At 76.0% G+C, this 21225-nt stretch carries 19 protein-coding genes; 10 read left to right on the plus strand and 9 right to left on the minus strand.

Annotated features, from left to right (window positions below):
* Positions 1 to 38 precede the first annotated feature (38 nt).
* Together ACZ6Q9_RS04740 and ACZ6Q9_RS04745 are read right to left on the minus strand one after the other, a co-directional pair.
* Entirely contained in the window at positions 39 to 788 is a 750-nt protein-coding gene (locus ACZ6Q9_RS04740) for a YidC/Oxa1 family membrane protein insertase (protein WP_396827804.1), read from the minus strand.
* A gap of 95 nt (positions 789 to 883) precedes the next feature.
* Positions 884 to 1177 carry a DUF6412 domain-containing protein gene (locus ACZ6Q9_RS04745; protein WP_396827806.1) on the minus strand — a complete coding sequence of 98 codons (294 nt, stop codon included), beginning with the start codon at positions 1175 to 1177 and terminating at the stop codon, positions 884 to 886.
* A 318-nt stretch (positions 1178 to 1495) separates the two neighbouring features.
* On the opposite strand from ACZ6Q9_RS04745, the gene ACZ6Q9_RS04750 reads away from it, so the two are divergent.
* The 5 genes from ACZ6Q9_RS04750 to ACZ6Q9_RS04770 all read left to right on the plus strand — a co-directional run bounded on the left by ACZ6Q9_RS04750 (position 1496) and on the right by ACZ6Q9_RS04770 (position 6759).
* On the plus strand, positions 1496 to 1954 hold the full coding sequence (locus ACZ6Q9_RS04750; protein WP_396827808.1) for a hypothetical protein: 459 nt from the start codon (positions 1496 to 1498) through the stop codon (positions 1952 to 1954).
* A gap of 38 nt (positions 1955 to 1992) precedes the next feature.
* The gene (locus tag ACZ6Q9_RS04755) at positions 1993 to 2340 is read left to right on the plus strand and encodes a hypothetical protein (RefSeq protein WP_357698929.1); all 348 of its coding nucleotides are present in this window, start codon (positions 1993 to 1995) and stop codon (positions 2338 to 2340) included.
* Positions 2341 to 2613: 273 nt separating this feature from the next.
* Positions 2614 to 3762 carry a glutamate--cysteine ligase gene (locus tag ACZ6Q9_RS04760; RefSeq protein ID WP_396827810.1) on the plus strand — a complete coding sequence of 383 codons (1149 nt, stop codon included), beginning with the start codon at positions 2614 to 2616 and terminating at the stop codon, positions 3760 to 3762.
* A 13-nt stretch (positions 3763 to 3775) separates the two neighbouring features.
* Positions 3776 to 5155 carry an FAD-dependent oxidoreductase gene (locus ACZ6Q9_RS04765; RefSeq protein ID WP_396827812.1) on the plus strand — a complete coding sequence of 460 codons (1380 nt, stop codon included), beginning with the start codon at positions 3776 to 3778 and terminating at the stop codon, positions 5153 to 5155.
* A 182-nt stretch (positions 5156 to 5337) separates the two neighbouring features.
* Complete coding sequence (locus ACZ6Q9_RS04770) at positions 5338 to 6759, plus strand: WGR domain-containing protein (RefSeq protein ID WP_396827814.1); 1422 nt, start codon at positions 5338 to 5340, stop codon at positions 6757 to 6759.
* Positions 6760 to 6824: 65 nt separating this feature from the next.
* On the opposite strand, the gene ACZ6Q9_RS04775 is transcribed toward ACZ6Q9_RS04770, so the two are convergent.
* The gene (locus tag ACZ6Q9_RS04775) at positions 6825 to 8084 is read right to left on the minus strand and encodes a hypothetical protein (protein WP_396827816.1); all 1260 of its coding nucleotides are present in this window, start codon (positions 8082 to 8084) and stop codon (positions 6825 to 6827) included.
* Positions 8081 to 8602 (minus strand): SigE family RNA polymerase sigma factor, encoded by a 522-nt coding sequence (locus tag ACZ6Q9_RS04780; RefSeq protein WP_393450889.1) that lies wholly within the window; start codon positions 8600 to 8602, stop codon positions 8081 to 8083. The genes ACZ6Q9_RS04775 and ACZ6Q9_RS04780 overlap by 4 nt, the downstream gene beginning before the upstream one ends.
* Positions 8603 to 8691: 89 nt before the next feature.
* Between ACZ6Q9_RS04780 and ACZ6Q9_RS04785 the strand changes: the two genes are divergently transcribed.
* On the plus strand, positions 8692 to 9570 hold the full coding sequence (locus tag ACZ6Q9_RS04785; protein WP_393450886.1) for an aminoglycoside phosphotransferase family protein: 879 nt from the start codon (positions 8692 to 8694) through the stop codon (positions 9568 to 9570).
* Between the two features lie 12 nt (positions 9571 to 9582).
* Here ACZ6Q9_RS04785 and ACZ6Q9_RS04790 read toward each other — a convergent pair whose 3' ends face one another.
* Complete coding sequence (locus tag ACZ6Q9_RS04790) at positions 9583 to 10392, minus strand: Fpg/Nei family DNA glycosylase (protein WP_393261145.1); 810 nt, start codon at positions 10390 to 10392, stop codon at positions 9583 to 9585.
* Positions 10393 to 10529: 137 nt separating this feature from the next.
* On the opposite strand from ACZ6Q9_RS04790, the gene ACZ6Q9_RS04795 reads away from it, so the two are divergent.
* The 3 genes from ACZ6Q9_RS04795 (at position 10530) to rocD (ending at position 13721) form a co-directional block, all read left to right on the plus strand.
* Positions 10530 to 11327, plus strand: coding sequence for a thrombospondin (locus ACZ6Q9_RS04795; RefSeq protein ID WP_396827819.1), 798 nt, complete (start codon positions 10530 to 10532; stop codon positions 11325 to 11327).
* 367 nt (positions 11328 to 11694) lie between these two features.
* On the plus strand, positions 11695 to 12510 hold the full coding sequence (gene ddaH, locus ACZ6Q9_RS04800) for a dimethylargininase (protein WP_396828018.1): 816 nt from the start codon (positions 11695 to 11697) through the stop codon (positions 12508 to 12510).
* The gene (gene rocD / locus ACZ6Q9_RS04805) at positions 12507 to 13721 is read left to right on the plus strand and encodes an ornithine--oxo-acid transaminase (protein ID WP_357698084.1); all 1215 of its coding nucleotides are present in this window, start codon (positions 12507 to 12509) and stop codon (positions 13719 to 13721) included. The genes ddaH and rocD overlap by 4 nt, the downstream gene beginning before the upstream one ends.
* 62 nt (positions 13722 to 13783) lie before the next feature.
* On the opposite strand, the gene ACZ6Q9_RS04810 is transcribed toward rocD, so the two are convergent.
* Positions 13784 to 14929 (minus strand): FHA domain-containing protein, encoded by a 1146-nt coding sequence (locus tag ACZ6Q9_RS04810; RefSeq protein ID WP_396827821.1) that lies wholly within the window; start codon positions 14927 to 14929, stop codon positions 13784 to 13786.
* Positions 14926 to 15219: a 4a-hydroxytetrahydrobiopterin dehydratase gene (locus tag ACZ6Q9_RS04815; RefSeq protein WP_357459411.1), complete on the minus strand. Its 294-nt coding sequence runs from the start codon at positions 15217 to 15219 to the stop codon at positions 14926 to 14928. The genes ACZ6Q9_RS04810 and ACZ6Q9_RS04815 overlap by 4 nt, the downstream gene beginning before the upstream one ends.
* A gap of 186 nt (positions 15220 to 15405) precedes the next feature.
* Here ACZ6Q9_RS04815 and ACZ6Q9_RS04820 point away from each other — a divergent pair, with 186 nt between their 5' ends.
* Entirely contained in the window at positions 15406 to 16173 is a 768-nt protein-coding gene (locus ACZ6Q9_RS04820) for a hypothetical protein (RefSeq protein WP_393261154.1), read from the plus strand.
* Positions 16174 to 16229: 56 nt separating this feature from the next.
* On the opposite strand, the gene ACZ6Q9_RS04825 is transcribed toward ACZ6Q9_RS04820, so the two are convergent.
* Both ACZ6Q9_RS04825 and ACZ6Q9_RS04830 read right to left on the minus strand, forming a co-directional pair.
* Complete coding sequence (locus tag ACZ6Q9_RS04825; protein ID WP_393261156.1) at positions 16230 to 17279, minus strand: fatty acid desaturase family protein; 1050 nt, start codon at positions 17277 to 17279, stop codon at positions 16230 to 16232.
* A gap of 153 nt (positions 17280 to 17432) precedes the next feature.
* Complete coding sequence (locus ACZ6Q9_RS04830; protein ID WP_393450874.1) at positions 17433 to 21185, minus strand: SCO7613 C-terminal domain-containing membrane protein; 3753 nt, start codon at positions 21183 to 21185, stop codon at positions 17433 to 17435.
* Positions 21186 to 21225 lie beyond the last annotated feature (40 nt).

A 21225-nucleotide genomic window follows, 5' to 3' on the forward strand; every position in this document is an offset into this window, starting at 1 on the left:
CGCTCTCTCACGAGTTGTACGTGCCGACCCGACAGATGTCAATGTCGATCGATGTCCGCCGGCGCGGCCTGCGGGCGGCGCAGCACCGCCTGCTCCAGCGCCGACCAGGCGGTCGTGGTGACCAGGTAGATCACCGCGGCCAGCGGCAGCACCAGCGCCACCAGCACGGTCGCGTACGGCAGCAGCGGCAGCAGCCGGCCGAGCACCGCCGCCCCCGGCCCCTCCGTCGGCGTACCGGCCACCGTGCCGGTCGCGGCCGCGGCACGCCGCATCCGCCGCGACGTCCACCACGCGAGGGCGAGCAGGGCTGCCAGCAGCACGCCGAACAGCGGCAGCACCGCGCCGCCCAGGCCGTCGCCGAGGTGGTGGCCCAGCGACACCCCGGCGAGCCGCCCGTCGAGCAGCCCCGTGCCGCCGTCGGCGGTCGTGAAGAGCCGGTACATGACCAGCAGGACCGGCGCCTGGAGCAGCATCGGCAGGCAGCCGGAGACCGGGCTGGCGCCGTTGGCCCGGTAGAGCGCGAACAACTCGCCCTGCAACCGGGCGGGGTCGTTCGCGTACCGCCGCTGGAGGTCGCGGACCTCGGGGGCGAGGGCCGCGCGACGCCGCTCCCCGCGAACCTGCGCGAGGGTCAGCGGCGAGATCAGCAGCCGGACGGCCACGGTGAGGACGACGATCGCGGCGGCGGTGGCCGCGCCGCCGGCCAGCGGTTCGAGCAGGGTGGTGAGCCAGGAGAGCGCGCTGCCGGCGGCGCCGACGGCGTCGTGCAGTGGTGCGAAGGCGAGCATGGTGACCCCTCGGTCCGATTCCGGTGAGGGCCCGCGGGACGACAGGGCGTCGCCGGGCCTCGGGTGACGGCGGAATCGGCCGCGCGGCGGCGGCGCTACGCGGCCGAGGGAACGGCCCCGGGCGCCCGGGGGCGGGGATGCCCGGCGGCGTCCGGATCGACCTGCCGGGGCACCCGGCGGCGGCGGGCCCGGGCCCGCAGGGCGGCGGCGCGGCCGGCCCGGGGAGCGCCGACGCCGACCGCCGCGTGCAGCGCGAGCACGGCGGCGAGCAGCACGACGGCGGTCAGTGCGGCCCCGGCGAGCAGGCCGGCCGGACGGTCGGCGAGCAGGGCCAGGTGGGTGAGCGCGTACGCCCACGTCCCCAGCACGACCCGCCACGCTCCCGGCACGCCGACCAGCCTAGGGCCCGCTGTCACGCCGACCGGCCCGATCGGCGACTCCCGAACGCTCTGACCTGCTGTTTTACGACAGATCCGGGGTGGACGGAGCCTCCGTGGGAGTGGTACGACTTGGGGCATCGACGGGCCAACGCCGGCCTGTCGTCACTCCCGGTCACCGATGCGCCGCCCGACCCGTCGGGCAGGCCGCCGAGCCGACCGGGCCAGCGGGAGCGGGCCCTCCCGGCACACCCCCTCACGGCCGGGCGCCCGCCCGGCCCGGCGGGCCGCCTCGACGAGGTGGTGGGCCATCACCACCAAGGAGCCGCCGTGCCCCACACCCGCATCCGCCCGCGGCACCAGCCCTTCGAGATCGCCGTCATGGCGACCGCTCCCGTCTGCGGGGTCATCCTGATCGCCCTGGGCGTCCGGCCGCAGTCGGTGGAGATGGCGATGCCGGGCCCCATCCAGGTGGGGTGGGAGTTCGGCCTCGTCGTCGCCGGCGTCGCCGGGCTGCTCGGCATCTTCTGGCCCGGCCGGCTCTCCACCGCCCTCGGCACCGAGCTCGCCTCGGTGCTGATGCTCGGCACCATCACCGGCATGTACGCCGTCGCCGTGGCGGTGGTCGCCGGGCAGCAGGGGGTCGCCGCGACCTCCTTCGTCGGGGCGGTGTCCATCGGCTCGGGCTGGCGCGCCGCACAGATCGTGCGCGACCTGCGCGCCCTCACCCGGGCCGCCCAGCCCGCCGGACTGGGCGACGGCGTGGCCTCCACCGGAGGTGGGACGTGAACGCGTCCGCGCCGAGCGCGCCGCAGTGGGTGCAGGTCCTGCTCTCCATCCTCGGGGTCCTCGGCGGCGCCGGCGGTCTCGCCGCCATCGCGACCGTCGTGGTGCAGCGCGGCAAGTTCAAGGCGGACGCCGCCGACACCCTCACCGACGCCGCCCTCACGCTGGTGCAGCCGCTGCGCACCCGGGTCGCCGAGCTGGAGGAGACCGCCCTGGTCACCCGGGCACAACTCGAAGCGACCCGCGAACAGGTGCAGCAGCTCCGGGCCACGGTCTGGGACCTGCGCCGGACGCTGGACCGGTGGCGGGAGGCCATCCTGGCCCAGGACGCGACCCTGCGCCGGGTCCGCGCCATGGTGCAGGACGGCGAGGACGACCGCCGACGGTGACGCCCGGCGGCGAGGACGACCGCCGGCGACCGCTCCGCGCGGCCTGCCACCGGCAGCGGTGACACCGGCCCCGCGCGGCCTGCCGGCGGCAGCGGTGGCACCGGCCCCGCGCGGCCTGCCGGCGGCGGCGGTGCCGGCGGCGGGGGTGCCGGGCGGGGCCGCCCGCGACGGGCGACACGCCGGGCCGCGTTTCCCGGCGTCGGCACGGTGGGTAACCACCGGCCGACCCGGCACGGACGGACCGCGACCGGGCGCGATCGGACGGTGGTGGCGATGACCGGCCAGGTGGCGGAGGCCCCCAGCGCGACAGCCGAGGGGACGGATCTGCTCACGGTGGGTGTCGAGGAGGAGTTCCTGCTCGTCGACCCGCACACCGGGGCCGCGGTGCCCGCCGTCGACCTCGTCATGGAGCAGGTGCCGCCCGAGCTGCGCGGCCAGGTGGAGCGGGAGTTCCAGACCAGCCAGATCGAGATCGGCAGCCCGCCCGGCCTGGAACTCTCCTCCATCCGGCACTCCCTCGGGGTGCTGCGTGCCGCGCTCGCCGACGCCGCCGAGCGGGCCGGCGTACGGCTGCTCGCCATCGGCACCGGGCCGGTGGACGGGCCGGTGCCCCCGGTGGTCGACAAGCCGCGCTTCGACCGGATGGTCGAACGGTTCCGCCTGCTGGTCCCCGGCCCCGGCAACAACGGCATGCACGTGCACGTCGGGGTGCCCGACCCGGAGACCGGGGTGCAGGTACTCAACCACGTCCGGCCCTGGCTGCCGGTGCTGCACGCGGTGACCGTCAACTCCCCCTTCGCCAAGGGCGAGGACACCGGGTACGCGAGCTGGCGGTCGGTCGAGTGGGAGCGCTGGCCGTCGGTGGCGCCGACCCCATTCCTGGAGTCGCACGAGCACTACGAACGGCTGATCCGGCAGCTCATCGCCAGCGGCGTGATGCTCGACGAGGGGATGCTCTACTGGTACGCCCGGCTGTCGGCCAGGTACCCGACCGTGGAGATCCGGATCGGCGACGTCTGCCCGTCCGTGGACGACGCGGTGCTCGTCGCCGCGCTGGTACGGGCCATGGTGGCGACCGCGCTGGACGACATGGCCACCGGCCGGCCCGCGATCCGCACCGACCACCACCTGCTGGTCGCCGCGCACTGGCGGGCGGCGCACGACGGGCTGGAGGGCGACGGCGTCGACCTCACCGACGGGGAGCTGCGCCCGGCGTGGGAGCTTTTCGACCAGCTCGTCGAGCGGCTGCGCCCGGCGCTGGAGCGGCACGGCGACCTGGACGAGGTGACCGACCTGGTCGGCGGGCTGCGCCGGCACGGCAGCGGGGCGGCCCGGCAGCGCGCCGTCCTCGCCCGCGGCGGCACGCTCGTGGACGTGGTCTCCGACGTCGCGCGACAGACCCGCGGGGCGGGTCGCCCGTGACAGGATGGTCCCCGTGGCGCAACGGCTGATCGTCATCGGTGGAGACGCGGCGGGCATGGCGGCGGCGTCCCAGGCGCGCCGCCGCCGCGACCGCGGCGATCTGGAGATCGTCGCGTTCGAGCGCGGGCACTTCACGTCGTACTCGGCCTGCGGCATCCCCTACTGGATCAGCGGGCTGGTGCCCGAGCGGGACGAGCTGATCGCCCGCGACCCGGCGACGTTCCGGGAGAAGTTCGCCATCGACGTCCGGATGCGGCACGAGGTCACCGCCATCGACCTCGACCGGCGCGAGGTGGTCGCGCGGGACCTCGGGAACGGCGGTGAGGTCCGCGAGCGGTTCGACACCCTGGTGTACGCGACCGGCGCGGTGCCGACGAAGCCGGACTGGGCGCGTACCGACACCGGCGGGGTGTTCGGCGTGCAGACCCTCGACGACGGCGCGGCGCTGCGCGCCTGGCTGGAGTCCGAGCCCCGGCCGCGCCGGGCGGTCGTGGTCGGTGGCGGCTACATCGGCGTGGAGATGGCCGAGGCGCTGATCCAGCGCGGGCTCTCCGTCACGCTGGTGGAGCAGGCCGAGCAGCCGATGTCCACCGTCGACCCGGACATGGCCGAACTGGTCACGGACGCGATGCGCGCAGTCGGCATCACCATCCGCACCGGCCTCGCCGTCACCGGGCTGGAGGAGACCGACGGCCGGGTCTCCGCAGTGGTCACCGTCGAGGGGCCGATCCCCGCCGACCTGGTCGTCCTCGGTCTCGGCGTACGCTCCAACACCGCGCTCGCGGAGGCCTCCGGCCTGCCGCTGGGCGTCACCGGCGGAGTCCGGGTGGACCGCCGGATGCGGGTGCCCGGCGCGCCGGGCGTCTGGGCCGCCGGCGACTGCGTGGAGACCGTGCACCGGGTCACCGGGATGCCGGTGCACGTGCCGCTGGGCACCCACGCCAACAAGCAGGGTCGGGTGGCCGGCATCAACATCGGCGGCGGGTACGCCACCTTCCTCGGCGTGATCGGCACGGCCGTCACCAAGGTCTGCGACCTGGAGGTGGGGCGCACCGGGCTGCGCGAGCGGGACGCCAGGGCGGCCGGCTTCGAGTTCGTCTCCGTGATCGCGCAGTCCACCAACCGCGCCGGCTACTACCCGGGCTCCCGCCCGATGACGGTCAAGCTGATCGCGGAGAAGCCCAGCGGCCGGCTGCTCGGAGCGCAGATCGTCGGCTGGTCCGAGGCCGCGAAGCGGATCGACACGCTCGCGGTGGCACTGTGGAACGGCATGACGGTGGACGACATGACCGCCCTCGACCTCGGCTACGCCCCGCCGTACGCCCCGGTCTGGGACCCGGTGCTGATCGCCGCCCGCAAGGCCGTCGACGCCCTGACCGTCTCCCGCCGCTAGGTGTAAGGAAGGGCACCTTGTTAACGCCTGAGGTAGAGGAAGGGCCCCTTCCTAACACCTGAGGTTAGGAAGGGGCCCTTCCTTACCAAGCGGTCGATCCTTGTCGGGGGTGGCGGTTACCGTGTGCCCGCTGTCGCCGCGCCGGCCACGTCGGGCCGGTCGCTGACCCCTCGGAGGCCCCCTTGCCGCAGGAGACGACCTACCTCGAACTGTCCGAAGCGGACGGTGGCGCGCACAAGTTCTACGAGGTCGTGGTCGATGACGCCGCGCTGACCGTCCGCTACGGCCGGATCGGCGACCAGGGCCAGGTCAAGACCACGGCATACCCGGACAACGCCCGGGCCCGCGCGGCCGCCGCCAAGAAGATCGGCGAGAAGGTCCGCAAGGGATACGCGCCGGCCGTGCGCGGCGCACGGCAGAAGCGCGCCGTCTCCCGGCGACAGATCGTCAGCACGCGATCCACCGCCCGCACCGCCCCGGTGCTCTGGCGCTACGACTCCGGCGCCCCGGCCTTCGGCATCTTCGTTGACGGGCAGACCTGCATGGTCGGCAACGAGCGCGGGGTCATCACGACCCTCGGTCACGACGCCCGGGTGCTGGACCAGGTCCGCCTCCCCGACGGAGTGAAGTGCATCGTCGCCGACGACGCCTGGATCTACGCGGGGTGCGACGACGGCAACGTCTACGACCTGTCCGGCAAGGTGCCCCGGGTGGCGTACGCGATCGCCCCCGACATCGACATCTACTGGCTCGACATCCACGACGGGGTGCTCGGCGTCTCCGACGCGGACGGCGGCATCGCCGCCGTCGACCACGAGGACGAGTTCCTCTGGCGCCGGGCGGGGCGCGGCCGGTCGGCCTGGATGGTGCGCTGCGACGCCGACGCGGTCTACCACGGCCACTCGCAGGGGGTGACCGGCTACGACTGGCGCACCGGGCAGGAGCTGTGGCACACCCGCACCGGCTCGGTGCTCTTCGGCTGGCAGGAGCCCGGCGCGGTGTTCGCCGGCACCGGCACCCGTGAGGTGGTGCGGCTGGCGAAGGACGGCCGCACCGAGCGCACCTACCGGTGCGACGCCCCGGTCTTCTCCTGCGCCACGGCCGAGGGCGGCCGGTTCGTCTTCGCCGGTGACAGCCAGTCCTCGATCTACTGCTTCGACGCGGCCGGCAACCGGCTGTGGAAGCTCGGCACCGGCTGTGGCTCGGCCTACTCGATGCAGTACCACGAGGAGCGCCTCTACGTGGTCACCACCGGTGGCTACCTGGCCTGCGTCGATGCCAGCGAGCCGGCGATCCGGGCGGCGGAGGCCGGCAGCGTGCCGGAGGTGGTCGACGTCAAGGCCCCGCCCCGGCTGCCGGAGCCGGCGGCGTGGACGACGGTCGAGGTGACCAGCGACGTCGACGGCGGCGTGGTGGTGCAGTGCGTCGAGGACCGCGGCCGGCTGCGCGTGCACGTGCTCTCCCCCGGCTACCGCCCGGACTGGTCGGTGCAGTTCCCCAAGGGCATCCGCGAGCCGGGCGCGCGCTACCTGGTCACCCAGGTCCGCGAATCCGGCCGGGGCGGCTTCTACCGGGCGTACGGCGACATCCGCCGGCTGCGCTGAGATGCTCCGGTCCGGGGGCGGTGCGGGACCGCCCCCGGACCGGTCAGCGGCAGGCCGGCGGCCCGTCAGCGGCAGGTCCAGCGCACCGCCCAGCCCCTGTTGTTCAGGTAGAGCTGCCCGCCGACCACGCGCCCGTCATCGCTGATGCTCCGCACCCAGCCCCGCGCACCGGTCTTACCGTCCGGCCCGGGCAGCTTCACCACTGTCGTACCGGTGGCCACGGCGGGGACCCGGGATGGCAGCACACCGGCTATCCAACCCCGACTGTTTACGGCTGCCATACCCACGTCGGCCGACAGCACCTCCGACTGCCCGGTCCGCAGATTGATCCGCACCTTGTACCCCGTCGAGGTGCCCGGCTCTCCCGGTTTCGTCTCCCGGCCGGCGCTCCCGGTCACCCAGCCCCCTGCCAGCGAGACGGGCAGGAACTGGAAGGCGACCCCGCCAGGCACCCGGGGCAGCGGCAGCACCTCCGGCTGGGTCGCGCCCGGCCGCCACACGACGGCGCGCGGAGGCTGATGCAGATCTCCGTTGGTCATGGTGGCCAAGATGGTGCCGTCCTCGTCGATGCCGACGGCTGTTCCCTCCCACTGCGGGCCGGGCAGCGGTAGGTCGACCGCCCGACTCTCGTACGAGTCCCAGACCACCGGCCGCCACCTCGGGAAGCCCCCGGGCCCGGTCCCGTCGGTCCGGTAGCCGACGATCCGGCCGGCGTCGCTGACCGCCCTCGCCGCCCCGGGGCCGACCACGGACAGGCGTACAGGCTGGCCGTCACGTACCGCCCACGCCTCCAGCCCTCCGCCAATGCGCCTCGTCGAGCCCACCGCCAGGCCGGCCCGGTTGACGTCGCGCAACTCCTGGTACGTGCCAGGGATCTCGACCTCCCGGGCCCGGCCGGCGTCCCAGACCAGCACGCGGTGGTCCGGCGACCCGTTCGGGCTCAGGTGGCCGACCAGCCACCGGCCGTCGGGGTCACCTCCGGTGACCTCGCTCCCGGGAGCGGCACTGTCCGGCGCCGGCAGTAGCGCGGCTTCGCACTTTCCCTGCCACGGGCCGGGCGGCGACGGCTTCGGGGTGGGGGGCACGGGGCTGACGCTCACTCCCGCCGGAGCAGGGGTCGCCCCGTCGACACGGTGCAGGGCCGCCGGCAGGGCGGCAGCCGCCAGCACGCCGAGCGCGGCTGCGCCGGCCACCGCCGCCCGGCGGTTGCGGCGGCGACGGCGCGCCTCCCGGATCGCCCCCGGCACATCGATCCGGGGCGGCCCGTCGGGCTCGTCGTCGAGCCGACGCAGCAGGTCGGTGACGCGTTCCTCGTCCATCGTCATGATCTCCGCTCCCCTCCGGCCCGACCGGCCAGTTCCCGGCCGCCGAGTAGTCGTCGCATCGCCGCCAGCCCGTGCGAGGTCTGGCTCTTCACCGTGCCGGCCGAGCAGCCCAGCGTCCGGGCCACCTCGTCGACCGGCAGGTCGTGCACGAACCGCAGCACCAGCACGGCCCGCTGGCGCGGCGGCACCTCGGCCAGCGCCTGGTGCAGCACGGTCCGCTCCTCGACGCCCCGGTCCTCGGTGGACCGCGTGTCGGGCGGCCCGCCGAACAGGTGCACCCGCCACCAGCCGCGCCGCCGGGTGTCCAGGAAGAGTCGGACCAGCACCGCGCGGACGTACGCGTCGAGCTGCCCGACCTCCCGGATCCGCGACCAGCGCGAGTAGAGCCGGGTCGCGGTCTCCTGTACCAGGTCGTCGGCCTGGTCGGCGTCGCCGCTGAGCGCGTACGCGAGTCGGCGCAGCGCGGGCAGGCGCGCGGTGACGTACTCGATGTATTCCTGGTCCGATGCGTCCGGCATCCGGCCACCTCCGTGGGGTTCCCTGTTCCAGACGGCCCCGGCCCGGAAACGGTTGTACGCGACCCGCGGGCGTGGCCGAGGATGACCGGATGGCCGTGGACCTGGAGATCCCCGACGGGCTGCGCTGGACCGAGGAAGTCGAGGCGGGCCGGGCGTGGCGGGCGGTGCTGCCGGCCCGGCTGGCGGAGTGCGTCGAACGCTGGCACCTGCGGGTGGGACGCCCCTTCCCGTACGCCTTCGCGTCACTGGCCCTGCCGGCCACGCTGCCCGACGGCACGCCGGCGGTGCTCAAGCTCCAGTACCCGGACCCGGACAGCGTGCACGAGGCGACGGCGCTCGAACACTGGGCCGGGGCGGGGGCGGCCCGGCTGCTCGCGCACGACCCGGACCGGCGGGCGCTGCTGGTGGAGCGGTGCGTGCCCGGCACGCCGCTGCACGAGCTGCCCGCCGACGCGGCGCTGGACGTGGCGGTCGGGCTGCTGCCCCGGCTGTGGCGACCGGCCGGCCCACCGTTCACCCCGCTCGCCGAGGAGGCCGCCGGGTGGTGCGAGCGGCTGCCGGTGAACTGGGAACGGGCCGGCCGGCCGTACGAGCGGCGGCTCCTCGACGCGGCGCTCGGGCTCCTCGGCGACCTCGTCGGCAGTCAGGGCGAGCAGGTGCTGGTCAACCAGGACCTGCACGCCGGCAACGTACTGCGGGCGGCCCGGGAGCCGTGGCTGGTGATCGACCCGAAGCCGCTGGCCGGCGAGCGGGAGTTCGGCGTCGTGCCGCTGGTGCGCGGGGCGGAGCTGGGGCACTCGCCGGACGCCGTCCGGCACCGGCTGGACCGGCTGAGCGCGGAACTGGGGCTGGACCGGGAGCGGGTGCGGGGCTGGACGGTCGGGCAGACGCTGGCGTGGAGCATCGGCGAGGGGCAGGTCTTCCCGCGACAGGTCGAGGTGGTCCGCTGGCTGCTCGGCCCAGGGTGAGCGCGGCGGGCGTCAGGCCGGTTGGCAGGTGGGGCACCAGTAGAGGTTGCGGCCGGCCAGCTCGCCCCGGCCCACGGGCGTGCCGCAGACGTGGCAGGGCGCGCCGGGGCGGCGGTAGACGTACACCTCGCCGCCGTGCCGGTCGACCCGGGCGGCGCGGCCCATCGCCTCGGGCAGGTGCGCGTCGCGGACGGTGTCGATCCGGCCGCGCGTGACGGCGAGCCGCATCAGCGTCACCAGGTCGGCCCAGAGTGCGTCCCAGCCGGCGCGGGGCAGCCGCCGCCCGGGCAGCGTCGGCGGCAGCCCGGCCCGGAACAACGCCTCGGTGACGAAGATCAGCCCGGTGCCGGCCACCACCGACTGGTCCAGCAGCAGCGCGGCCAGCGGCGTGGGGCTGCGGGAGATCCGGGCGTACGCCCGGTCGGGGTCGGCGTCGGCGCGCAACGGGTCGGGGCCGAGCCGGCCGCGCAGCGCCGCCACCTCGGGTGGGGTGAGTAGTTCGCAGGCGGTCGGGCCGCGCAGGTCGAGCCAGTGCCGGTCGCTGGTCAGCCGCAGTCGCACCTGGCCGACCGGCTCCGGCGGTTCCCCCGCGCCGTCGGTGAACCTGCCGTAGAGCCCGAGATGGACGTGCAGCGTCAGCTCGCCGGCGTGGTGGTGCAGCAGGTGCTTGCCGTACGCCTCGGTGGCCTCCAGCACGGTGCCGGTGAGCCGGGCCGCGCCCTCGGCGAAGCGGCCCTGCGGGCTGGCGGCGTGCGGCTTGTCGCCGGCGAACAGCTCGGCGTGCCGCGCGGCGAGTCGGTGGATGGTGTGTCCCTCAGGCACGACGGCAACGGTAGCCGGGACGGGGCCGGGGCCGACGCGGCCGGGTGTCGCGGAGGTCGCGGCTGGGTACCTCGGGTTCGTACCGCGCGGGCGCCACCCGCTCCATCGGCCGCCGCGCATTCATCAGGAGGTGTGGTGTGGTCAAGATTCCTTCCCTGTCGCGCCGGACGGAGCCGGCGCCGACGGACGACGACGCGATCGGCCGGGACCGGGCCGAGGACACGGGCCGGGCCGACCGCCCGGTGGTGACCGACCGGGACAGCGACCAGGCGACCTACCGCAGCAGCGCCGCGGCCGGAGCCGACGGTCGGGCGACCGGACCCGGCGGGCGGGGCGGCGACGCCGAGCGGCGGGCGGCCGAGCGCGCCGCCGTCGCGCGGGCGGCCACCGCCCGGCCGGCCGACGACGACACCCGGCGCAACCCCCGGATCATCGACGCGGACCCGGCCCTCGAACGGACCGTCGACGGCCGGACGGTCGACCTGGACCGGGACGCGGCGGCGGCGCGGGCCGCCGGGCCGGACCGGGATCTCCCGGTGGACCACCCCGTCGACCGGGACGGCGACGGCGTCGCCGACCGCGCCCCGGAGCGGCCGGTGGTCGCCGGCCCGAAGCCCCGGGCCAGCCTGCTCGCCACGCTCGGCCTGGTCGTCGGCGTCGCCGGCGCCCTCTTCGTGCTCACCGGCACCCTCGCCGGGTACGGCATCGGGCTCGGTGCGGTCGGTGCGGTCCTCGCCGTGCTGGGTCTCGTGGCCACCCGACGCCGGCACATCGCGGGCAAGACCGACGCCCTGTTGGGCATCGCGTTCGGCCTCGGCGCGGTGGTCCTGGGCGTGCTCGCGATGACCGGCCGGTTCGACTGGCCGACCACCGACGGCGACTGGGTGGGGCGCCTGCGGGAGTGGCTCGACTCACAGTTTGCGGACCGCTTCTAGCGGGCACTGTCGGGCTCGCCGGCGGTGCGCCGGCAGTGCCGGTGGTTCATCGGCGACGCCCGACCAGCCTGGTGGTTCACCAGCCGGGCACATCCTTTCGGGGGCGGCGGTTCGCCGCCCCCGAAGTGCGTCCGGGGTCGGGGATCCGGGCGGCCGACGGACGAACGGGCGGCGACCGCGACCCTCTCCCGCCAGGACGCAACGATTCGACGGCAGAGCGGTCTCATACGCAACGATCCTCCGCCCCACGCAACCATCACCGGTGGATCCTGTCGGCCCGGCCCGCATAGCGTTGACGGACGGCGCCAGCCCCGTGGGTCGAAGATGGCCGGGGCGCGCCCGACCCCCTGGGAGCAGGACAATGACGATGGACGCCACCAGCCAGCGCTTCCTGATGTGCCGGCCGACGTACTTCGCCGTCGACTACGCGATCAACCCGTGGATGGACCCGACGGCCCCGGTCGACGCCGACCTCGCCGTCCGGCAGTGGGAGCAGCTGCGCCAGATCTACCGGGACCTGGGCCACACCGTCGAGGAGATCACTCCGGTGCCCGGGCTGCCCGACATGGTCTTCGCCGCCAACGGCGGGACGGTGATCGACGGCAAGGCGATGGCCGTGCAGTTCCGCGACCCGCAGCGCGCCGACGAGGCCCCCGCGTACCGTGCCTGGTTCGAGGCCGCCGGCTTCGAGCTGCACGACCCGAAGCACGTCAACGAGGGCGAGGGCGACATCCTCCTGGCCGGCGACTTCCTGCTGGCCGGCACCGGCTTCCGCACCGCGCACGCCTCGCACGCGCAGCTCCAGGAGGTCTTCGGCTACCCGGTGGTCACCATGCAGCTGGTCGACCCGCGCTTCTACCACCTGGACACCGCGCTCACCGTGCTCGACGAGCGGACCGTGGCCTACCTGCCGGAGGCGTTCTCGCCCGGCAGCCGGGCCGTGCTGCGCCGGCTCTTCCCGGACGCGGTGCACGCCACCCTGGCCGACGCCGAGGTCTTCGGGCTGAACGCGGTCAGCGACGGCCGGCACGTGGTGCTGCCCGCACAGGCCACCGGCCTGGCCGCGAAGCTGCGCGACCGGGGCTACGAGACCATCGGCGTCGACCTGTCCGAGCTGCGGAAGGCCGGCGGCGGGCCGAAGTGCTGCACGTTGCGACTCCGTCAGGGAAAGGCGAGCAAGTGATCGAGGACATGCTGCGGACGCCGGAGGCGGTCCGCGACGCGGAGCGGTGGACCGCGCACAACTACCACCCGCTGCCGGTGGTCATTTCCTCCGCCGAGGGCTCCTGGCTGACCGACGTGGACGGCCGGCGCTACCTCGACTGCCTGGCCGGCTACTCGGCACTGAACTTCGGGCACCGGCACCCGCAGCTCGTCGCGGCCGCGCACGCGCAGCTCGACAAGCTGACCCTCACCAGCCGGGCGTTCATCCACGACCAGTTCGCCGACTTCTGCCGGGAGCTGGCCGAGCTCTGCGGCAAGGACCTCGTACTGCCGATGAACACCGGCGCCGAGGCGGTGGAGACCGGCATCAAGGTGGCCCGGAAGTGGGGCTACCAGGTCAAGGGCGTGACGCCGGGCCAGGCCAACATCGTGGTCGCCGAGGGGAACTTCCACGGCCGCACGACCACCATCGTCAGCTTCTCCACCGATGAGGACGCCCGCGCCGACTTCGGGCCGTACACGCCGGGCTTCACGGTCGTGCCCTACGGCGACCTGGACGCGCTGACCGCCGCCATCGACGAGAACACCGTCGCGGTGCTGCTCGAGCCCATCCAGGGCGAGCAGGGCGTCGTCGTGCCACCGGAGGGCTACCTGCCGGGCGTACGCCGGGTCTGCACCGAGCGGAACGTGCTCTTCGTCGCCGACGAGATCCAGTCCGGCCTGGGCCGCACCGGCGCCACCTTCGCCTGCGAGCACGAGGGCGTCGTGCCGGACATGTACCTGCTCGGCAAGGCGCTGGGCGGCGGCATCGTGCCGGTCTCCGCGGTGGCCGCGAACTCCGACGTGCTGGGTGTGCTCAAGCCGGGCCAGCACGGCTCGACCTTCGGCGGCAACCCGCTGGCCTGCGCGGTCGCCACCGAGGTGGTCAGGCTGCTGGCCACCGGCGAGTTCCAGCGCCGCTCGACCGAGCTGGGGGCCCGGCTGCACGCCGGCCTCCAGTCGCTGGTCGGCAAGGGCCTGGTCGCCGTGCGGGGCCGCGGACTGTGGGCGGGGCTGGACATCGACCCGGCGCTGATGAGCGGCCGGGAGGCCTGTGAGCGGCTCGCCGAGCGCGGCGTGCTGGCCAAGGACACCCACGGCTCCACCATCCGGCTCGCCCCGCCGCTGGTGATCACCGAAGAGGAGATCGACCACGCGGTGGCCCAGCTCGCCGCCGTGCTGGCCGGCTGACCCCGTACGACAGCGGCGGGCGTCGGGACACGGTCCCGGCGCCCGCCGTCGTTTCCCGGCAGTCAGCGGGGCAGGCGCATCGCCATCGTGGGGGCCTCGGCCATCACCGAGTTCGGCGTGTACGGCGCGCCGGCGGGAAGCTCGCCGGGCCGGCCGATCTGCACCCCCGGGTAGAGCTCGACCATGTCGCCCTCGGCCACCACCCGCGACTGCTTCGGCGCCAGCGGGACGCGGTCGCTCTCCGCCATCGACCCGCCCGGCCGGATGCCGGAGCCGTTGGTGCTCACGTCGGTCACGATCACCTCGCCGACCCGCAGCTCGAACCGGAGGTGGCTGCGGCTGATCCAACGGCGCGCCTCGTCGTTGAGCCACTGGCCGAGCACGATCCCGCCGGCCTGGTCGGGCGCCCGGCCGACCAGCACCGGCTGGTCCTCGGTGAGCACGAAGCGGCGCCGGATCAGCCCGCCGACGCGCACGGCCAGGACCTCGCTGCGCGGTCGCGGACCGGCGTCGCCGAGCCGGGCGCCGTGCCGCGGGCAGGTGGGCGCGCCACCGCGCAGGGAGGGCGGAGGCTGGGCGGCGGGGCTGCGCTCCACCCGGGCCAGGTCGGCGAAGGATCCGCCGCCCCCGCCGCCGAAGAGCGCGCAGCCCGGCTCCGGGCAGCGCCACTGCCGGGAGAGCAGCTTCACGCCGGCCGGCGACCGGTCGCCGGCGACCGGGGTGTGCCCGCCGCCGACGTGGGCGACGAAGGCCGGCCCGCCGGCGCCTGGCACCGGGGCCAACACGCGGCCGGGCTGCTCGACCAGCCACGGGTAGCGCCCGCGCAGGCCGTCCGTCCGCACCCGGGTGAGCACCGGCAGCCCGAGCAGGTCGGCCACCTCCAGCATCCGGTCGCCCGGGTTGTCGAGCACCTCGACCAGCCCGTCGTCGGCCCACCGGCGGACCACCATCCGCTCGTTGGAGGTGAGGTCGGCGTCGGAGAGCAGCGCCCGGTGGACGACCGCGTAGACGGGGACGCTGTCCTCCTCCAGCTCCCGGGCGAGGGCGTCGATCACCATGCCGAGGCGGAGCAGGCTGGCCGGCCGGCCGCCGTCGAGGTCCTGGTAGCGGATCACCTCGGCCAGGTCGAGGACGGCCCGGGCCAGCGACGGGTCGGTGCAGACCCGCCCCTCGATGGCGTCGAGCACCTTGCTGATCTCGAATCTCATCGGACGCTCCCCACGATCTCGTCGATCCGCCGGGCCAGTTCCAGATCACGCCGGGTGACCCCGCGCGCCGAGTGGGTCACGCAGCGGAACGTCAGGGTGCGCCAGCGGATGTCGATGTCGGGGTGGTGGTCCAGCTCCTCCGCCGTCACGGCGACCCGGTCGACGACCGCGATGGCCTCCGGGAAACTGGCCAGCTCCACGGTGCGGGTGATCCCGGTCGGGTCTCCCGACCAGCCCGTCAGCCCGCCCAGCTCGTCTCGCACCGCCTCGGCGGTGAGCACGTCTGCCATGGGGAGACCCTACCGGGAGGGGTCGGAACGACGCCGACCAGCGGCGGGAGGTGTGTCCCACCCGGCGGGCGGCCGGACGGGACATAGATCCGCGGCTGTGGCCGGCGGACGTTAGGCTGACCGGCGGCCCGGCCGGGCCGCGACCGGCGTCGCCCCCGGCCCACCCTGCCAGAGGAGATTCTCAGCATGAACACTCGACGGCTGGCGACCACGGGGGTCGCTATCGTCGCCGCGCTCAGCCTCGGTCTCACCGGGTGCGGCACGAAGACGGACGCGGACGCTCCGGCCGGCAACGGCACCGGCGCGGCACCCGCCAGCTCGGCCCCGGCGGACGCCCGCGCCGAGCTGACCGCCGCCGCGCAGAAGCTCAACCAGCAGAGCGTCCGGATGGTACTGAAGTCGGCGGTCGTCAACGGCAGCGGCGTGATGGACCCGGCCACCAAGACCGGCGACATGACGATGAAGCTGGGCGCGGAGGGCACCTTCCGGATCCTGCTGCTCGGCGACGACGCCTACCTGAAGATCACCGGTATGCAGGGGATGCCGAAGAAGTGGCTGCACATGGACACCACCAAGCTCGGTAAGAGCGGCCAGTTCAACCTGATGCCCGAGGGCGACCCGGGCGGCGCGAAGCAGATGATCGAGAGCGTGGTGGACGTCGAGAAGACCGGCACCGGCAGCTACGCCGGCACCCTCGACTACACCCGCACGAAGGCCGACGACCCGTCCATCAAGGCCCTCGGCGAGAAGGCCAAGGCCGTCCCGTTCACCGCCAAGGTGGACGACCAGGGCCGGCTCGTCGAGTTCGCCATCGACACCAGCGTGCTGCACGAGTCGCTGGGCATGATGACCACCACCTACTCGGACTTCGGCGCCCCGGTCACCGTGAAGAAGCCCGCCGCGAGCGAGACGCAGGAGGCCCCGCAGGAGCTGATCGAGTCCATGGGCTCCTGAGCCCGACCGCACGGAGGCGGGGGCGGCGCCGGACGGCGCCGCCCCCGCCGCGCGTCTCAGCCGCGCAGCGGCCGGCCCACCTCGTGCAGGTGCGCGAGCGCCTGGCGGTACGACTCCACCAGCCCCGTCTCGGCGTACGGGATGCCCCGCTCGACGCAGTACGCGCGCACGATCGGCTGGGCCCGGCGCAGGTTCGCCCGCGGCATGTTCGGGAACAGGTGGTGCTCGATCTGGTAGTTGAGCCCGCCGAGCGCGACGTCGACGAACCGGCCACCCCGGACGTTGCGGGAGGTCAGCACCTGCTTGCGCAGGAAGTCGAGCTCGTCGTCGGCGGTCGGCATCGGCATCCCCTTGTGGTTGGGGGCGAACGAGCAGCCCATGTAGAGGCCCCAGAGCCCCTGGTGGACGGCGACGAACAGCAGCGCCTTGCCCGGGGACATCGCCAGCAGCAGCCCGCCGAGGTAGCCCACCGCGTGCAGGCCCAGCAGCAACGCCTCCACCCGCCGGTGCCGCATCGGGGTTCGGAACCCGCCGTCCGGCTCCCGCCCGACGACCGCCTGCACGCTCGCCACGTGCAGGGCGAGCCCCTCCAGCAGCAGCATCGGGAAGAACAGCCACGCCTGCCGACGGGCGAGCCAGCGGTTGACGCCGCGCGTCGCGGCGGCCTGCTCGTACGTCCAGACCAGCGCGCCCGCCCCGACGTCCGGGTCCTCGTCCTCGTGGTTCGGGTTGGCGTGGTGCCGGTTGTGCTTGTCGACCCACCAGCCGTAGCTGAGCCCCACCGCCAGGTTGCCGGTGAGCAGGCCCACCGCCTCGCTCGGCCCGCGCCGGCGGAACATCTGCCGGTGGCCGGCGTCATGGCCGAGGAACGCGACCTGCGTGGTGGCGACGGCCAGGAACACGGCGACCAGGAGCTGCGCCCACGAGTCCCCGACCAGCCCGACCGCGGCCCAGCCCGCCGCGAAGACGCCCAGGGTGAGCACGATCCGCGTCACGTACCGGCCCGGGCGCCGCTCCAGCAGCCCCGCCCCGCTGATCCGTCGGGACAACTGCGAGTAGTCACTGCCCCGCCGTACCGGCGGGTCCGCCACCGCTGCGAGCACCATTGCGGCTCCCGTTCCTCGATCCCGGATACCGCGCCGGCCGGCGCGCCCCTGCCGTCCAGTCTCCCGAGAACGGTTGCGCTGAGTAACCCTGTCCACCCCCCGGCCGGGGGTAGGGCCTGCCCTACCCCGGCCGGCGGGCGCGGACCCCGGCGGTCAGCCCATCCGGCCGACGGCGGCCCGGAGCCGGGCCAGGTCCCGTCGCCGGCGCTCGTACGTGGCGGCGAGACCGATCAGCGCGAACCCGCCGACGGCCAGGAAGATCCACCGGGGCAGCAGGTCCCACCCGCGGACCAACTCGTGCAGCGCGAGCAGCGCCAGGGTCACCCCGCCGAGCAGCACCGGCGCCTGCCAGCGACGGGTCGCCCCGGCGAGCACCGTGCCGAGCGCGGCGGCCCCCAGCAGCAGCCGCCGCCACGGCTGGGGATCCGGCGCCACCAGCACCGACACCAGGCTCGGCAGCAGCGCGGCCGCGAGCCCCGGGCCGAGCGCCAGCCAACTGGTCAGCCCAGGCCGGGTGCGCAGCGCCGCCACGCCCGCCCCGAGGGCCAGCGCCGCCGCCGGCACCGTGTACGCCTCCAGGACCGCCACTCCCCCGGCGGCCAGCAGCAGCCAGCCGCCGAGCAGCTCGCTGCCGCCGGCGATGCCCGCGAACGCCCAGCGGCGGCCCGCCGGCTCGCCCGGGCGCAGCACCCGCAGCGCGACGGCGGCGCCCCACAGCACGCAGACCGCCGCCGCGTGCCGGAGCGCCCCGACCGCGAGCAGCAGCGCGACCAGCGCCACCGCCTGGGCGGCCGCGTCCAGCACCGCCGCCGGGGTGGACGCTTGGCGGGCCGGGGCGGCCCCGACCGGCGCCCGCTGGCCGCCGAGCAGCGCGGCGGCGGCCAGCGTGAGCACCGCGACGGCGAGCACGCTGAACGCGGCCGTCCGCAGCGGCAGCCCGCCGGCCAGCGGCGCGGTGACCGCGAGGCCGGTCGCGGCGGCGACCGCGACCAGGCGACCAACGAGCCGGACGTCGTCCCGGCGGGCGGCCACACCGACCACGGCCGCCGCCACCACCAGCACGCCCAGGCCGGCGAGCGTGCCCGCCCTGGTGGCCAACAGCCCGAGCAGCCCGGAGGCGGTCAACGCCAACCCGACCGGCGCCCCGACCGGGGCGAGCAGCGGGCGCGGCGCGGCCAGCGCGGCGACCAGCACCGCGACCACCCCGACGGCCAGCGTGGCGGCCGGCGCCACCGGCCACGGCGCGCCGACGGCGACCAGCAGCACCGGCAGGGCGGTCGCCGCGAACGGCAGCGCGACGAGCGCGGCCGGCCACCACCCGCCGCGCGCCGACGCTCCGCCGGCGCCTGGCATGCCGGCACCGGACCCGAACGCACCCGGCGTACCGGCACCGGCCCCGGCGGCGCCGAACCTGCCGGCACCGCCCCCGGCGGCGCCGGACCTGCCGGCACCGGGCCCGACCGCGCCCGGGACAGCTCGGTCGGGCCGCGCCGCCAGCAGCGCGGCCACCGCCAGCGCGGCCAGCGCCACGCCGGCCGGGAACGCACCCGGGACGGGCTCGACCGCGGGCGCCCCGGACCAGGGCGACACCCCGCCGTACGGGGCGAGGAGCACCGTCAACGCCGCTGGCGCGGCGGCGGCGAGGGAGATCACCAGCAGCCCGACGCCGGCCACCCGCAGGACGGTGTCGGAGCGCGCCGCACCGCTCAGCGTCGCCAGCAGGACCGCCACGGCGGCGTAGAGCGCCACCGATTCGTCGGCCGGTACGACCACCGGCGCCAACCCGACCAGCGCGACCGCCACGGCGAGCCCGACGGAGGCGTACGTCCGCAGGTCGGGCCAGTGCCGGCGGACCGCGAGCAGCCCGACCGGCAGCACCGCGACGGCGGCCAGCGCCGCCCGCGCCTGCCACCAGGCCGGCGCTCCGGCCGCGATCAGGGCGACGGCCGCGACGGCCGGCACCGCGGGCGACGCGACGGCCAGGGACACCCCGGCGATCCCGCGCTGGACGGCCGTGCCGCGCCGCCCGGCGGCGGCCACGGCGAGCCCGGCGGCCAGGACCACCGCGAGCGCCGCCCCCGCCCCGCCGGGGGCAGCGAGCCCCACCAGCAGCCCGTGCCCGAGCAGGAGGGCTCCGGACGCCGCCGCCGTCACCGCCGTCCAGGACCGGGTGCCGGGCCGCCCCACCCCGACGGCCAGCAGGCCCACCCCCGCCGCCAGGTCCAGGGCCACCACGGCGGGCCACGGCGACGGCCAGCCGGCGGGCACGGCGAGCACGGTGGCCGCCACGCCGAACGCGGCCAGCGCCGGCCGGGCGGCCCGGGGCAGCAGCAGCCCCAGGGCCGCCAGGGTCAGCGCGATCACCACCGGCAACTGCCAGCCCCGGGCGATGTCCGGCCCGGCGGCGGCGCCGTGCCACGGCGGCAGCGACCGACCGACCGCACCGCCGGCGAGCACCACGGCTCCCAGCACGGCGAGCTGGGCGGTCCCGCCGGCCACCAGCAGCGCGCCGACCCGGGGACCGGTCCGCCAGCCGGCGGGCAGCAGCCGCACCGCGCCGGCCAGCGCCACCACGACCAGCGCCGTGAGCACCGGTGCCGTCCCCAGCTCCGCGACGGGGCGGACGACCGCCCCGGCCAGCACCGGCACCAGCAGCCCGGCGGCGACGGCGCGGAACACCCGACCGCCGGTGAACACCGCCGCGCCGAGCAACGTCAGCGCCACCAGCAGCAGCGGGCCCCCGGCCAGCAGCGGGGTGCCGGCGGCCCGGCCGAGGGCCAGCGGCACCAGCGCGCAGCTCGCGGCCACGGCCAGCGCGCCGGCGTACCCGATCCAGGCGACGACGCGCCCGGCGATGACCACCGGACGCTCCCCCGATCCGCCCCCCGCACCGGGTGGCGCGACGGCCGGACCGGGCGGCGCGACCGCCGGCCCCGGCACCGCCGGCGTGGGCGCCCCGGGCCCGGGTGCCGCGACCGTCGGTGACCCGTCGGCCGGGGTCGCGGCGCCGCCCGCCGGGCCGCCCCGAGGACGCAGCGCGACCAGCACCGCCAGGTCGAGCAGCGCCACCCCGACGAAGACCACCGCCCAGCCGGCGGCGTCCGGCCGGGCCGCGACGGCGAGCAGGGGCAGCACCGGATGCGCGGTCACCAGGGCCGCGAACCACGGCACGGTCAGCCCGCTGAGCCGGGCGTAGCCGGCCGCGACCGCCGCGCCGGCCCCCCCGACCAGCGCGGCGTAGCGGGTGCCGGGCCAGCCGGCCACCCCGAACAGGTCCACCGTCCAGGCGGCATACCCGTCGAGGAGCACCAGCAGCAGCCCCACCGCGGCGAAGGTCTCCGCCGTGCCGCGCAGCCCCCGCCGCACCGCCACCAGCGGCGCGGCCAGGGCGAGCGCGGTGAACGCGGCCAGGATCAGGGCCCGGCCGGCGACCCCGACCGCCGCCCAGGCGACCGCCGTGAAGACCACCGCCGCGGTGCCCAGCAGCAGTCCGCCGAGGACGAAGAGCAGGCTCTGGACCGTCCGGGTCGAGGTCTCCGCCCCGCCGACGGCGGCCGGCGCGGGAACGGGCGCGACCGGCCCCCCGGCGGGCCACGCCGGCGCCGGGCGGGCCGGCGCGAACGCCGGGACGGCGGCGGGAGCCGGACGCGCGGCGGGGCCCGGGAACTCCGCCCGGATCGCGGCGGCCAGCTCCGCCCGGCGCCGCCGGCTCGCCGCCAGCCGGTCGACGAGCCCCTGGTACGCCGCGCGGGCCCGCTCGACCTCGCCGCCGAGCGCGACGATCTCCCGGTCGAGCCGGATCACCTCGGCGGCGGCCGGGTACGGCGGTCGCCCGCAACCGGAGCAGCCGGAGCCGAGGGAGGCCGGTGCGCCGCAGGCGGGACAGGGGTAACCGGTGTTCTGCACCCGGCCATTGTCGGCCGGCTCCCGTCACCGCCCCAGAGTG

The organism is Micromonospora sp. NPDC049139, from assembly GCF_055586845.1.

Coding starts and splice junctions, on each gene's coding strand:
- ACZ6Q9_RS04740 (WP_396827804.1), bottom strand. CDS start 788: ATGCTCGCCTTCGCACCACTGCACGACGCCGTCGGCGCCGCCGGCAGC.
- ACZ6Q9_RS04760 (WP_396827810.1), top strand. CDS start 2,614: ATGACCGGCCAGGTGGCGGAGGCCCCCAGCGCGACAGCCGAGGGGACG.
- ACZ6Q9_RS04775 (WP_396827816.1), bottom strand. CDS start 8,084: ATGACGATGGACGAGGAACGCGTCACCGACCTGCTGCGTCGGCTCGAC.
- ACZ6Q9_RS04780 (WP_393450889.1), bottom strand. CDS start 8,602: ATGCCGGACGCATCGGACCAGGAATACATCGAGTACGTCACCGCGCGC.
- ACZ6Q9_RS04785 (WP_393450886.1), top strand. CDS start 8,692: ATGGCCGTGGACCTGGAGATCCCCGACGGGCTGCGCTGGACCGAGGAA.
- ddaH (WP_396828018.1), top strand. CDS start 11,695: ATGGACGCCACCAGCCAGCGCTTCCTGATGTGCCGGCCGACGTACTTC.
- ACZ6Q9_RS04810 (WP_396827821.1), bottom strand. CDS start 14,929: ATGAGATTCGAGATCAGCAAGGTGCTCGACGCCATCGAGGGGCGGGTC.
- ACZ6Q9_RS04815 (WP_357459411.1), bottom strand. CDS start 15,219: ATGGCAGACGTGCTCACCGCCGAGGCGGTGCGAGACGAGCTGGGCGGG.
- ACZ6Q9_RS04820 (WP_393261154.1), top strand. CDS start 15,406: ATGAACACTCGACGGCTGGCGACCACGGGGGTCGCTATCGTCGCCGCG.
- ACZ6Q9_RS04825 (WP_393261156.1), bottom strand. CDS start 17,279: ATGGTGCTCGCAGCGGTGGCGGACCCGCCGGTACGGCGGGGCAGTGAC.